Annotated in this window: 13 protein-coding genes; 8 read left to right on the top strand and 5 right to left on the bottom strand. The window is 38.3% G+C overall.

Annotation, left to right across the window (positions count from 1 at the left end; all coding sequences use genetic code 11):
* The first annotated feature begins 86 nt into the window (after window positions 1-86).
* The 5 genes from MB14_RS08830 to MB14_RS08810 all read left to right on the top strand — a co-directional run bounded on the left by MB14_RS08830 (window position 87) and on the right by MB14_RS08810 (window position 4,113).
* Entirely contained in the window at window positions 87-503 is a 417-nt protein-coding gene (locus tag MB14_RS08830) for a VOC family protein (RefSeq protein WP_062591239.1), read from the top strand.
* A gap of 107 nt (window positions 504-610) precedes the next feature.
* Window positions 611-1,459, top strand: a complete 849-nt coding sequence (locus MB14_RS08825) for an SDR family oxidoreductase (protein ID WP_062591207.1) — start codon at window positions 611-613, stop codon at window positions 1,457-1,459.
* A 213-nt stretch (window positions 1,460-1,672) separates the two neighbouring features.
* A complete protein-coding gene (locus tag MB14_RS08820; protein ID WP_084376026.1) occupies window positions 1,673-2,635 on the top strand; it encodes an endonuclease/exonuclease/phosphatase family protein in 963 nt (320 codons plus the stop codon).
* A 125-nt stretch (window positions 2,636-2,760) separates the two neighbouring features.
* Complete coding sequence (locus tag MB14_RS08815) at window positions 2,761-3,579, top strand: AraC family transcriptional regulator (protein ID WP_062591205.1); 819 nt, start codon at window positions 2,761-2,763, stop codon at window positions 3,577-3,579.
* A 72-nt stretch (window positions 3,580-3,651) separates the two neighbouring features.
* Entirely contained in the window at window positions 3,652-4,113 is a 462-nt protein-coding gene (locus MB14_RS08810; RefSeq protein WP_089082162.1) for a VOC family protein, read from the top strand.
* 85 nt (window positions 4,114-4,198) lie between these two features.
* Here MB14_RS08810 and MB14_RS08805 read toward each other — a convergent pair whose 3' ends face one another.
* From MB14_RS08805 to MB14_RS08795, 3 genes are all read right to left on the bottom strand, one after another.
* Complete coding sequence (locus MB14_RS08805; protein WP_311316239.1) at window positions 4,199-5,557, bottom strand: NAD-dependent succinate-semialdehyde dehydrogenase; 1,359 nt, start codon at window positions 5,555-5,557, stop codon at window positions 4,199-4,201.
* Between the two features lie 57 nt (window positions 5,558-5,614).
* On the bottom strand, window positions 5,615-5,917 hold the full coding sequence (locus MB14_RS08800) for an ArsR/SmtB family transcription factor (protein WP_053223262.1): 303 nt from the start codon (window positions 5,915-5,917) through the stop codon (window positions 5,615-5,617).
* A gap of 236 nt (window positions 5,918-6,153) precedes the next feature.
* Window positions 6,154-7,563 (bottom strand): OmpA family protein, encoded by a 1,410-nt coding sequence (locus MB14_RS08795; protein ID WP_062591203.1) that lies wholly within the window; start codon window positions 7,561-7,563, stop codon window positions 6,154-6,156.
* A 197-nt stretch (window positions 7,564-7,760) separates the two neighbouring features.
* Between MB14_RS08795 and MB14_RS08790 the strand changes: the two genes are divergently transcribed.
* Entirely contained in the window at window positions 7,761-8,261 is a 501-nt protein-coding gene (locus MB14_RS08790; protein WP_062591202.1) for a metallophosphoesterase family protein, read from the top strand.
* Between the two features lie 59 nt (window positions 8,262-8,320).
* On the opposite strand, the gene MB14_RS08785 is transcribed toward MB14_RS08790, so the two are convergent.
* A complete protein-coding gene (locus MB14_RS08785) occupies window positions 8,321-9,001 on the bottom strand; it encodes a tetratricopeptide repeat protein (RefSeq protein ID WP_221405475.1) in 681 nt (226 codons plus the stop codon).
* A 30-nt stretch (window positions 9,002-9,031) separates the two neighbouring features.
* Window positions 9,032-10,450, bottom strand: a complete 1,419-nt coding sequence (locus MB14_RS08780; RefSeq protein ID WP_062591200.1) for a CCA tRNA nucleotidyltransferase — start codon at window positions 10,448-10,450, stop codon at window positions 9,032-9,034.
* A gap of 279 nt (window positions 10,451-10,729) precedes the next feature.
* On the opposite strand from MB14_RS08780, the gene pyrG reads away from it, so the two are divergent.
* Both pyrG and yidC read left to right on the top strand, forming a co-directional pair.
* Window positions 10,730-12,343: a CTP synthase gene (pyrG, locus tag MB14_RS08775; protein ID WP_062591199.1), complete on the top strand. Its 1,614-nt coding sequence runs from the start codon at window positions 10,730-10,732 to the stop codon at window positions 12,341-12,343.
* Between the two features lie 19 nt (window positions 12,344-12,362).
* Entirely contained in the window at window positions 12,363-14,189 is a 1,827-nt protein-coding gene (gene yidC / locus MB14_RS08770) for a membrane protein insertase YidC (protein ID WP_062591198.1), read from the top strand.
* Window positions 14,190-14,234 lie beyond the last annotated feature (45 nt).

Raw genomic sequence — 14,234 nt, 5'->3', positions numbered from 1 at the left:
AGAACAAAATGAACAGACTTATCATAACGATATCGATTGCAGCCTTACTTGCAAGTTGCAACTCAACACCTAATGAAACCACAAAAATGGAAGACTCAAAAAATCAAACAGACAATGTTGATAGCACGCCAAAAGTGACAGGGATTGGTGGTATATTCTTTTATTCCGACAATCCGGAAGAAACGAAAGAATGGTATGCGAAAAATTTAGGGATTGAGACCAATGAATGGGGCTCTGCAAGTTTTGAGTCGAGAAACCTTAACAAGCCTGACAAGGTTAACTCTCTTCAATGGAAGCCTTTCAAAAAAGGAGATGAACATTTTTCTCCATCCAGAAAGGATTTTATGATCAATTATCAAGTTCAAAATATAGAAGCGCTCATCATCAAACTTAAAGAAAACGGAGTAACCATTGTTGACAGCATGGCTACTTATGACTTCGGAAAGTTCATACATATCCTAGATGCAGAAGGTAATAAAATTGAGCTTTGGGAACCTAACTAATATTAATAAGTGGTTAGTCGAATTCACTATTATATAAGACCATTTGTAGCCAGCTAAAAAGAGCCTCAAGTTCTCAAAAAAAGTTAAATCATTAAAACACTTTTCCAATGAAAACAGCAGTAACATCGGCAAGCGGACAACTAGGTTCAGCCATAGTAAAGCAACTGATTGAAGAGATTGGTAAGGATAATGTGATCGCCATTGCACGAACACCCGCAAAAGCAGAACAGCTTGGTGTAGCCGTAAGAAAAGGCGACTATAACAATCGTGAGGATTTTGATATTGCTTTGAAAGGGATTGATGCCGTGCTTCTGGTCTCTGGCATGGACGAACCACAAAAGAGAATTCAACAACATAGAAATGTGATTGAAGCGGCAAAGCAAAATGGGGTGAAAAAGATTGTTTATACCAGCATTATTGGTGACGAAGAAAAAAATGCGTTTAGCCCCGTGGTTCAAAGCAATCGTCAAACCGAAGCTGATGTTCGGGAATCTGGCCTTCAATGGGTGATTGGAAGAAATGGCATTTATATCGAACCCGATTTAGAATATATCCAGACTTACAAAAGGGAAGGTGAAATTAGAAATTGTGCAGGCCATGGAAAATGTGGATACACAAGTCGACCTGAATTAGGTTATGCATATGCCAAAATGCTTTTAAACGACAAGCACATTGGAAAGACTTACAACCTGATGGGCGAAACTATTACACAAGCTAGGTTAGCAGAGTTGATCAATCAGGTATATAAAACAAACCTGATTTACAATGCTGTACCCTGCGAAGCTTATGAAAAAGAAAGAAAAGAAGAACTAGGCGAATTTATAGGGTCTGTAATTGCTGGAATTTATAAAGGAATAAGCGATGGGGTTTATAACATTCCTTCCGATTTTGAACAGGCAGCAGGAAGACCTCACAAACCAGTTATTGAGTTGATTAGAGAGTTTAAACATCTATAACAGATTACCAAAATATATTAACTTAGGTCTCCAAAAGAACCCATTATATCAAACCTGGCTCTTTTGCTATTTTAAAACCCATAACAGGCTGTTTGTAAACATTTTGAATTGAGCATTTTTTTTATCTTTCTGTCGGTACTGCTTATTATTATAAGCTTATTACCCTTTGTTAAAAACCAGCATTGGGTTTTTCGTGTGCCTGAATTTATTAAAATGCAGCTGCTCATTCTTCAGGTTGTAGCGAGTATTGGCCTTTTTGTTTTCTCGGAAAAGAGCATTGGTTTTTGGGTGGTTGCATTAATCCAAATAGGGCTAATTGTTTACCACTCCTATTTATTAGCTCGTTTTACAAAATTTTATAAAAGCCACAAGAATGAAACAGAGGGGTTGACCGAGATAAAAGTAATTTCTACCAACATTTATCAATTCAATCAAGAGTTTAACAGATTTAAAGACTTTATTCGAAAAGAAAAGCCAGATATTTTTCTCACCATAGAAAGCAACAAGGATTGGGAACTTGCCATGCGAGAAATGGAAGCTGACTATCCTTATACAGAAAAAATAACATTGGAGAACACCTATGGCATGCATTTGTATGCTAAAATGCCTTTTCAGAAGGTTACTACCCATTACTTCGTATCAGAAGATTTACCAAGCATAGAGGCCCATTTCAAAACCGAAGATGGAGAAGACTTTGTACTTTTCTGCGTACACCCACCACCGCCAAGCCCTACAGAAGAAGACACTTCTAAAGAGCGCGATGGCGATCTACTATGTATTGCAAAACGCACCAAAGAAATCAACAAGCCAACCCTCGTAATAGGCGATTTCAATACAGTGGCATGGTCCAAAATCTCTGAACTATTCCGCAAAAACAGCGGATTAATCGATGGTAGAATGGGGCGTGGAATTTTAGCTTCTTATCATGCTAAATATTGGTTTTTCAGAGCTCCATTAGATCTCGTCTTCCATTGCCCAACTATTTTTCTAAAAGAATTAAGCGTTTTAGAACACGTTGGCTCAGACCATTTCCCTATCTGTTGTGTTTTCTCTATCGACTCTTCAAATCACAATCAAAAGGAAGAAGTTGAAAAGCTAGAAAAAGAAGAAAAGGAAGAAACCAAAGAACTGATTGCAGAAGGAAAAAAAGAGAACAGCGACAACCGAACCGCATAAAGTTTCCGATTTCAATCTTAGCCTTAGATATATACCTTCATCAAGATGAGCTATCGCATGACTCTAATTACTCTTTTTTATCTTCCGAAATGGCAGGCTGACCATTCTCCAGTAAATCTCTTTAAATGAATTATCAAACGTATAAAGTTCACCCCGACCTAGAAGCCATTGTTAAGTGTTACTGGACACTTGAGGTTTCTGCTGAAATGGCAACCGAAAAGCAAAGAATAGTACCTGACGGTTGCATTGAAATGGCCTTTATTCTTGGGGAAGACATAAAACGATTGGAGAACGAAAAAAACTGGGTATTGCAGCCAAGAGCAATGGTTGTTGGCCAAATTACCAAGTCATATTTTATCCAACCCACAGGATTTGTCAATTCATTTGCAGTTCGCTTCTACCCTTACGGTTTTGCCAATTTTATAAAATCGCCAGTCAAAGAACTAGCCAATAAGGACACACCTCTCTCCGTGCTTTTTGGAGAATCAGCAAATGAATTAGAAGAAAAAATTATTCATGCTGCAAGTACGGAAGAGAGAATAGAAATTGTGGAGAGTTTTCTGTTAAGCAAGTTGATTGAAACGTCCACAATTGATAGAATCGTAAAATCTACTATTGACAGCCTTCATACAACAAACGGAAGTATACCCATTAGTTCTATTCTGAAAGGTGAACTATCACAAAGAAGAAACCTTGAGAGAAACTTTTTAAAACAAGTGGGGATTAGCCCCAAACAATTAGGAAAAATAATAAGGCTGCAAGCTGCTTTAAAAATGATGCTCAATAAGCAACCAGATAGTCTAACAGCGATTGCTTACGCTAGTGAATATTATGATCAAGCACACTTCATTAAAGATTTCAAAGAGTTTACTGGCACCAATCCTAAAGAGTATTTGAGTGACAAGCAATTAGTGCTTTCTTCTCTTTTCTATTCGGAGGACTAGAGTTGTCGCATTTTTACAATTCGTTCTTTTAGAGGTTTCTTAATCTTGAAAACTAAATTTTAAGAAATCAGAATGAAAAACACACCACTAAGTTTAATTGTAATTTTCGCAATCATACTGACTGCTTGTACTGATAAAAACACTCTAGACCCAAAAAGAAAAAACATGAAAAGCTTTATCTCAATTTTCGAAATACCAACGACTGATTTTTCTCGTGCCGTTAATTTTTATCAATCAATCTTAGATATAGAAATCTCTGAAATAGAGATGCAGGGTACACAAATGGGGTTATTCCCTAGTGATGGAGAAGCTGCCTCAGGAGTGCTTATAAAAGGCGAAGGATATACCCCTTCTTCTGATGGTGTAATAATTTACCTCAATGGTGGAGATGATCTTCAATTTATTTTGAATAAAGTAGAAGCTAATGGAGGAGAAATCATTGTTCCGAAAACGTTAATCGATGAAGAAAATGGACACTTCGCTATGTTCCTCGATACGGAGGGTAATCGCATAGGGCTTCATTCTCTAAATTGATAAAAGAAAAGAGCTGATGAACAATATCGTTCATCAGCTCTTTATTCACCTACCTCTCTGAATTATCAGACAGGTTTGTCAATCTTTAATTAATGACAATAGTTTTAGTATTCATAAATTCACGGATACCCAAGTGCGACAGCTCTCGGCCATAACCAGAGGTTTTAATACCGCCAAAAGGTAAACGTGGATCAGAAGAAACCATATGGTTTACAAACACGGCTCCTGATTCAATTTTTCTAGCAATCATTTCTCCACGCACCAAGTCTTGTGTCCATATAGAAGCCCCTAAACCAAACTTACTGTTATTGGCTAAAGCAATGGCTTCTTCTTCATTTTTCACTTTAAACAATGATGCGACTGGCCCGAAAAGTTCCTCTTCATAGGCTGGCATACCCGGCTTTAAATCTGCTAAAATGGTAGGTTCAAAATAAGCGCCTACTCTGTCAGGACGCTTACCTCCCAAAACCACTTTAGCACCTTTTTCTACACTTTCATTTACTTGTTTAAGTAATTCATTGGCCAAGTCATCCGAAGCCATTGGGCCGCAAGAAGTCAAAATATCACTGGGGTCTCCGATCTTAAGTGCTTGTAAAAATGAGCTGAACTTTTCCACAAATTCATCATACACTCTTTCTACCACAATAAAACGTTTTGCTGCAATACAGCTCTGACCGCAGTTACGCATTCTGGCCTTTACGGCAGTACGAACGGTAAGGTCCATGTCGGCATTATCGAGCACTATAAATGGGTCACTACCGCCCAGCTCCAAAACTGATTTTTTAATTTTCGATCCAGCTACACTCGCCACAGCACTACCGGCTCCTTCGCTTCCGGTAAGAGTTACCGCTTTAATGCGATCATCATTAATAATGGCCTCTACTTTATTAGAACCAATTCTTAAGTTTTGAAAAGCCCCAACAGGAAAACCCGCTTCGATGAAAGTATCTTCAATGGCTTGAGCGCACATTTGAACGCTTGAGGCATGCTTTAACAAACCAACATTTCCTGCCATTAAAGTTGGTGCTGCAAATCTAAACACTTGCCATAATGGGAAGTTCCAGGGCATTACAGCCAAGATAGTACCCAATGGTTGATAGCTTATAAATGCTTTAGAATGATCGGATTTAAGGATTTCATCCTTTAAAAATTTCTCTGCATTGTCGGCATAATATCTACACACTAATGCACATTTCTCGACTTCGGCAATACCTTCGGTTGTGAGTTTCCCCATTTCCAAGGTCATAGTTTCGGCAAGTGAGGTTTTACGTTCTTCAAGTACATCGGCAAGCTTATTAAATAGCTGAGCTCTGTACTCGAACAACTCATTCTTCCAAGTAGAAAACTGAAGATCGGCTCGCTCTATTGCTGCCTGAACATAATCCTCTGAATGAGGTTCGAAAAGTTGTATTACTTGATTATTTGAAGGGTTTACTGATTGCATTGACATAATTGAAAAAACTGAGTTCTTCAATGTAACCAGTATTTTGGGGAGTAAGTTCTAAAAAACATTAACCTTAACATCTTCTAATATTTTGATGATTTCCGGAGCTTCCTTCATCTTCAGAAAATAGAAAATATTCTTTCCATCACGCTTACTTCCTAATACGCCTTTCATTTTAAGGTTGGCCAAATGATGTGAAGTTAGCGATTGCTCTAGACCAAGGTACGCAGTAATATCATTCACCGACATCTTTTCATTCCTGCTTAGGAGATCAATGATACCGACTCGCATAGGGTGCGCAATAGTCTTCAGTACGAAGGCAATTTTCTCGACCCTTTCATTGTCAAGCTGCTCTTCCATTTGGATAGGTTTTTATCAAAGGTATGAACATATGTTCATGTAAAAAAGAAAAACAAAAATTAATCAAGCCTAAATCGGTAAATAACTAACGACTGGCATTAAACACAAACGCATAAATATGATTCACAAACACAAATAAATGATACTAACATTAAAATCAACACTTACCTTTTATAATAAAAAGAGAGGTCGCTGTACACAACGACCTCTCATTAAGTATTGTTTAATTTACTTTACTATCTGAAGATGATTTTCAATTCTACTCTCCTATTTCTAGCTCTACCTACTGCAGTTTTATTATCAGCCACTGGATTTACTATTCCGTAACCATCAGCAAACAATCTATCAGCTGAAATACCTTTGTTTATTAAGTATTGTTTTACAGCGTTGGCTCTTCTTTTAGAAAGCTCAAGATTCTTAGCAGCATCACCAGTGCTATCAGTATAACCACTTAGCTCTAAGCTGAAGTCTTCGGCTTTCATCAACTCAACAACTTGATCTAAAGAACCGTTGGCAGATGATTTTAAAACATCGCTACCTGAATTGAACTGAATATCCTTAACAGCAAGCTCAAGTACTTTTTTTACTTCTTCCTTCACTTCTGGGCATCCATTGTTTGAAGACAAGCCAGCAGTTTCAGGGCAGTTATCTTCGCTATCTTTCACACCATCGCCATCGCTATCAGGACAACCATTTAATGTTCCAGCTACAGTTGGACAAGCATCCTCGCTATCTTTCACTCCGTCACCATCTCTATCAGGGCAACCATTCAATGTACCAGCTACAGTTGGGCAAGCATCTTCAAAATCTTGGATTCCATCGCCATCAGTATCAGGACATCCATTGAATTCGGCAATACCGGCTACAGTTGGGCATGCATCTTCAGAATCTTTAATTCCATCACCATCAGTATCAGGGCAACCGTTTAAATTACCTGCTTTTGTAGGGCAAGTATCATCTTTATCTAACACACCGTCACCATCAGTATCAGGCCAAGGACAACCTTTGTTCTCTAATGGACCAGCTTCTGTTGGACACATATCTTCTTTATCGTAGATACCGTCACCATCAGAATCCTTCTTACCGCTTAAAGAGAACGAAACACCAATCGCATACTGAAGATAGTTTGGCGCGTAATCGATGCTCTTTTTGTAAGCTGCACGCATGTTAATTTCAGCGTTTTCAACCACTTTGAACTTTAATCCAGCTCCTAAAGGAATCATTTTATATGTTCCTTTATTGAACTCTTCATAAATTGGTTCAATCTTAGAAAAGCTTGTTACTCCAAAGCCAGCAAATAAATAAGGTGCTACTTTAGAGTCCTTCTTGAAGATGTAACCGTTATCAAACTTGTAGGCGAAACGTAAGTCAAGATCAGCTACATTTCCATCGAGTACATCATTGTGAACTAAGTTTCCGTAAGAAGCTCCAAGCTCTAAATCAAAACTTGAGTTTAAGTAACGCTCAACTCCTACTCTAAAGCCAGCATTATCTAGTTGGCCAAAGCTGAACATTCCATCGTACCATTTGTAATCCAATTTGTTGTTGGTAAGCTCTAGAGTCATCCACCAAGGTGAATCCTCTGTTTGGGCTGATAGGCTAAAAGTGCTGACAGCCATTGTTAGAATTAGTAATAATTTTTTCATCGTTTTTGGTTTTGTTATGCTTGTACACTTATCAAAACCTAAACCATAATTAATTTTTCACTTTTATTTTGGCACATACAGACATTTGTACTGTAAATGAGCATTATACGCTATGAGATTTATTTTTCGCTTCGAAGTGTATATTTCATTTCGGGAAAGGGTATCCCATTTCGGGAAAAATAAGCACCTTTACTACTATGAAAATAGGGTTAATTTCAGACACACATGGCTTTCTTCATGAGCGTGTATTTCATCATTTTAAAAATTGTGATGAAATATGGCACGCAGGAGATGTTGGCGATGTTAGCGTGATAGAACAGCTGGAAGAATTCAAGCCTACTAAAGGTGTTTATGGCAACATTGATGATAAAACCATTCAATCCATTTTTCCAGAAGAACTAATTTTTGAAGTAGAAGGTGTAAAAGTATATATGATTCACATTGGCGGGAAACCTCCAAAATATGCTTCTGGTATTCGAAAAAGGCTTGAAGAAATTAAGCCTCAATTATTTATTTGCGGCCATTCACACATACTGAAAGTAATGCCCGATAATAGCCTAAATAAAATGCTTTATATGAACCCTGGGGCTGCGGGTAATCATGGTTTCCATCAAGTGAGAACCTTGCTGCGTTTTGACTTGGAGAATGGCAGGATAAAAAACCTGGAGGTAATAGAACTCGGAAAAAGGGGAATGTAAAAAGGCATCACCTCATATGGTAATGCCTTTATGATTCGTTAGTAAAAAATTCGTAAATCTTACTTGCTTGCTTCTGCCAAGCCCATTTTTGCCGCTTCAAAATCTGGCGAAAGGGCCAAAGCCGCATTAAAATGAGTTTTCGCAGCTTCTTTATCCCCTTGATCTAGTGAAATCAAACCACTTAAATTTTTCACAGCTGCTTTAAAGGCAACTTCTTGAACAGATCCATCTTGCTTGGTCAAGGTTATCTTCACATCATCTTTCAATTTGCTTTCTAGTATACCAATATTAGTATTGGCTTCCTCGTAGCGCTTAATAGAATACTGTAGGTAGGCAATTTGGTAAAGGATGTTATTATCGTCTAGCTTGAGCCACATTTCTTGGTAATACTCAATGGCTTTATCATAAATCCTTAGTTGCTCGTAGCTCAATGCAGCAATTTCTGTGGCTACCATATTACCGGGGTACTTCTTTAGTAAATCCATAGCTACTAATGCACTTGAAGTATATCTTCGGTTATTATAATAATATTCCGACAGGGTTCTCATTACTGAGCTATCACCTGGATCTAGCACCAGCATATCGTACAATGCGGCCTTTTGGACTTCGATGTCATTATATAATTGTGCTTGATTATAAACTGCCATTGCTTTGGCATATTCATTCGATAGGTAAGTGCTATCTTGGCCGAATGACGCTACCGAAACCATCATAATGGCCGCTATCATCCAATACTTCATTTTTCTCATTTTATACTAATTCAGATTATTTCAATTTTTAACAACTTCAAGACCTCTTTCCCTACCTAATTCTAACATTAGATTGTAAGCCTGATCATACTCATTTTGAATTTTACCTTCCAAAACCGCCTCTTTCAACGCCTCCTTTATTTCTCCTACCATACGGCCCGGAGCCACTTTAAACGTATTCATAATCACTTCTCCAGTAATTACCGGCTGGAAGTTACGAATTTTATCTTTTTCTTCTACTTCGCGCATTCGTTGTTCTACCGAATCGAAGTTCTGAAGAAATCGCTTTACTTTATTTTGGTTTTTCGAAGTAATATCTGCTCGGCAAAGCATCATTAAATCATCAGTATGCTCTCCTGCCTCAAATAACAGCCTTCTTATTGCCGCATCAGTAATTTCATCTCTTACCAATGGAATTGGTCGTAAATGAAGTCTCACCAATTTCTGAACCTTTTTCATTTCGGCCCCTAGCGGTAATTTCATTCTTCTGAATATACCTGGAACCATTCGAGCTCCTTTATCTTCGTGACCATGGAAAGTCCAACCCGTTTTTTTATTGAAGCGTTTGGTAGCAGGTTTGGCTATATCGTGTAAAATGGCTGCCCAACGCAACCATAAATCATCGGTATTCTCACTTATATTATCCAGCACCTGCAGGGTGTGATAGAAATTATCTTTATGCGATTTATCTTCAATGGTTTGAACACCTTGTAAGGCTACCATTTCAGGAAAAATTTCATCTAAAAGCTTGGCATAAAAAAGCAATTTAAAACCGTATGAGGGCTTTTTGGCCAAAATGATTTTATTCAACTCATCGGTAACCCTTTCCATCGAAACGATTTCAATTCGATCGGCCATTTTAGTAATGGCTTCAAAGGTATCGGCTTCAATGTCGAAATTAAGCTGAGTAGCAAACCTAACGGCTCGCATCATTCTGAGCGGATCGTCAGAAAAAGTGACTTCTGGTGCTAATGGGGTTCTAATTGTTTTAGAAACTAAATCCGCTTGACCGTTAAAAGGATCAATTAGCTCACCATAACTCTTTTTGTTAAGAGAAATGGCCATAGCATTGATTGTAAAGTCGCGTCTATTCTGGTCATCTTCCAAGGTGCCATCTTCCACGATAGGTTTTCGGGAATCACGTTGATAGGACTCTTTTCTTGCCCCTACAAATTCCAATTCCAGATCACCACTTTTGATCATAGCCGTTCCGAATGACTTAAAAACTGAAAAAGGCAAGTTACCTCCTAGCTCATTGTGAACAGCCTGGGCCAATTCTACTCCAGAGCCTACACATACAAAGTCAATATCTTTTGAAGGTCGCTCTAAAAGAATGTCGCGCACATACCCCCCTACTACATAGGTTTCAACACCCATTTTATCGGCAACAGCGCCTACAAGTTTAAAAATACCGTGTTGTAAGTGTTTTGACAGGTTCATCCGTAGTCCTTTTTTTAAAAGGTGCGCAAAGTTAGCAGTTATTCAAAAGGGGACAAAAAGTAGAATAAAGGTTTATCAAATCACCTTATATGGATCATAAAATTAGTTAAAAAATAGAGAGAAGAGGCCAGTTTGGGTGTTGAGCACATAGAAAAACTCATCTAATCAATTTAGCCACATGGTTTTAAAAGAGTGAGGCAATCTTTCTGCAAGTTACCTTCATATCAAAGTAAATATACTACCTTTGTACCCCATAAGTTATTCCATTTACTCTTACTTATGGCTTCTACGAAATACATTTTTGTTACCGGTGGTGTTACTTCTTCTTTAGGAAAAGGAATTATCGCTTCATCTCTTGGTAACCTTCTGATGGCAAGGGGATACCGTGTCACCATCCAAAAATTCGATCCGTACATCAATATCGACCCAGGAACGCTCAATCCTTACGAACATGGCGAATGTTATGTAACTGATGATGGCGCAGAAACTGATTTAGACTTGGGTCACTACGAACGTTTTTTGAATGTTCGTACGTCACAAGCGAATAACGTAACTACGGGAAGAATTTATCACAACGTAATTACCAAAGAACGAAGAGGTGATTATTTAGGTAAAACCGTTCAGGTAATTCCACATATCACCGATGAAATCAAAAGAAATTTCTACCGCCTTGGCGAAACTGGCGATTACGATATTGTAATTACAGAAATTGGAGGTTGTGTTGGTGATATTGAGTCACTTCCCTTTATTGAAGCCGTGAGACAGGCAAAATGGGATTTGGGAGAAAGCAACTTTTTGGTAATTCACCTTACGCTTATTCCTTATTTAGCCGCTGCCAAAGAACTAAAAACCAAACCAACACAGCACTCGGTAAAACAATTGCTAGAAGCGGGTATTCAGCCCGACATATTGGTTTGTCGTTCAGAAAAACCATTACCTTCTGAAATCAGAAGAAAGCTGTCTCTTTTCTGTAACGTACAGTTGAACTCAGTAATCGAAGCATTAGATGCGGAAACCATTTACGATGTACCGTTGATGATGCGTAAAGAAAAACTTGACGAACGCGTTTTAACAAAATTAAAGCTTGCTCACAAAGAGCCTCCGCATATTGACGAATGGAGAACCTTCTTGAGCAAACTTAAAAACCCAACCAACGAAGTAAACATTGGTCTAGTTGGTAAATATGTAGAATTGCCTGATGCTTATAAATCTATAGCCGAAGCATTCATCCACGCTGGTGCCCACTTAGAGTGCAAAGTGAACATTCACTGGATTTCCTCAGAAACAATTACAGAAAAGTCCGTTAAACGAACCTTAAGTGATTTACACGGAGTACTGGTAGCCCCAGGCTTTGGTGAAAGAGGCATTGAAGGCAAAATTGAAGCTATTCGCTATGTAAGGGAGAATAATATCCCTTTCTTTGGCATTTGTTTGGGAATGCAGTGCGCTGTAGTGGAGTTTGCTAGAAACGTTTTAGGTTTCGAAGATGCAGCCTCATCTGAAATGGATAAGGAAACCAAACACCCAGTAATTGACCTGATGGAAGATCAGAAAAAGATTACCGACTATGGTGGAACCATGCGTTTGGGCTCTTATGAATGTAAATTAAAGAAGTCATCTAAAGCCTATCAGGCTTATAAGACTTCTACTATACATGAAAGACACAGACACAGATACGAGTTTAACAATAAGTATTTAGAGCAAATGGAAGCAGCTGGACTAAAAGCAACAGGCATCAATCCAAAATCAGGATTGGTAGAGATTGTTGAGTTAGATAACCATCCCTATTTCGTTGGTTCTCAGTTCCATCCAGAGTTAAAAAGCACAGTAATGAATCCTCACCCACTTTTCGTGAGCTTCATTGATGCTATAATACAGAATAAGAAAAACTAAGCATAAGAATAAAGAGAAGATGGATAGAAATCAGATGATCGGTCTCGGCCTGATTGCAGCGTTATTAATAACCTATGCAATCGTTTTTAAGCCGCCAGTTACCGAGGAAGATTTAGCAACGCCAGCCCCTACCGAACAGGCAGCGGTTACCCCTGAGCAAACAACTAGTCAATCAGAAGAAAGTAATGTTTTAACAGACACTATTGAAACTGATTATACAGATAAATATGGTGCGTTTGCAGCTGGTGCTCAAGGTGAAGCAACAGATTTAACCATAGAAAACGAAGTAGCTAAGTTTACTTTTAGTTCTAAGGGTGGTATAATAAAATCGGTTGAATTAAAAGAGTTTAAGACTTGGGACGGAAGGCCATTGATATTGATTGATGAAGAATCAACAAGTCAGTCGTTAACGCTACAAACGGTTAAAGGAAATATCAACATAGCCGACCTCTATTTTAAAGCCAGCCAAACAGGCACTAGTCTGGTAAAAGGCGATTCGCTTCAGTTTAAATACACTATGGATTTAGGCTCAGGCAATTCAATTGAACAGATTTATTCAATCGCAGGCGATTCATATGTAGTTGGCTATGAGATCAAAATTAATGGCCTAAACAGCACAATCATTGGTGAGCAAATGAACTTTGTTTGGCAACACCAAATGAAGCGTTACGAGAAAAATTTATCCGATTCTCGTATCAAGTCTACCATCAAATGGTATTCGCTTGCTGAAGATTTAGATGACTTAAAAGCATCGAGCAGCGATATTCAACAAGAGCAGTTAACCGAGCCAATAAAGTGGTTAAGTTTCGATCAGAAATTCTTTAATGCAGGTATCATCTCAGAAAAGGGTTTTACTGGAGCATTAGTAAGTACAGACGTTCCAGCTCAAGACACAAGCATTGTTAAAAATGGCGAAATGCGTTTGGCCATACCTGTAGCCGACTTATATAGCGGTAGCAAAAACCAGTATTATTTCGGACCAAACAATTACCGAATTCTAAAAAAGGTAACTCCGGGTTATAAAGAGAATATTTACTTAGGTTATAAAATGGTGAGTTGGGTGAACAAACTCATCATCATTCCTCTGTTCCAATTCTTAGAGAAGTACATCTCTAATTACGGAGTTATTATCATGATCATTGTTTTGATCATCAAATTGGCGCTATTCCCTCTTACAAGAAAGTCCTACCTGTCGATGGCCAAAATGAAGGCCCTGAAACCAGAACTGGACGAGTTGAAAGAAAAGGTAGGCGGAGATCAGCAAAAAATGCAGCAAGAGCAAATGAAGCTCTATCGCGAAATGGGTGTAAACCCAATCAGTGGCTGTATTCCTATGGTGCTTCAAATGCCAATTTTATTCGCCATGTTCTTCTTCTTCCCTAACTCTATTGAGTTAAGAGGAGAATCATTCTTATGGGCAACCGACCTTTCAACTTACGATGTGCTTTTCAACTTACCGTTTACCATTCCTTTTTATGGTTCTCACGTAAGTGGTTTCACCTTACTTATGACGGTTTCTACTATACTATACACTTGGTCAAACAACCAAGTAAGTACGGTACAAGGCCCAATGAAAAGCATTGGTTATTTTATGCCAATCATTTTTATGTTTGTGTTGAACTCTTATTCTTCAGGATTGAGCTTCTACTACTTCGTTTCGAACATCATCACGTTTGGTCAGCAGGCCATTATCAGACGTTTTGTAGACGAAGACAAGATTAGAGCAACGCTACATGAAAATAAGAAAAAGAATGCCAACAAGGGTAAATCTAAATTCCAACAAAGACTGGAAGATGCTATGAAGGCAAGCCAAGAAGCCCAAAAGCAAAAGAGATCTAAAAAATAAGACTTACCAATATTCACAAAAAAGGAAGACTCAAACGGTCTTCCT

It is taken from the genome of Roseivirga ehrenbergii (genome assembly GCF_001593005.1).
Lineage (GTDB): Bacteria > Bacteroidota > Bacteroidia > Cytophagales > Cyclobacteriaceae > Roseivirga > Roseivirga ehrenbergii.
Note: the sequence above shows the minus strand (reverse complement) of the source record. Positions and strands in the feature narration are given on the sequence as shown.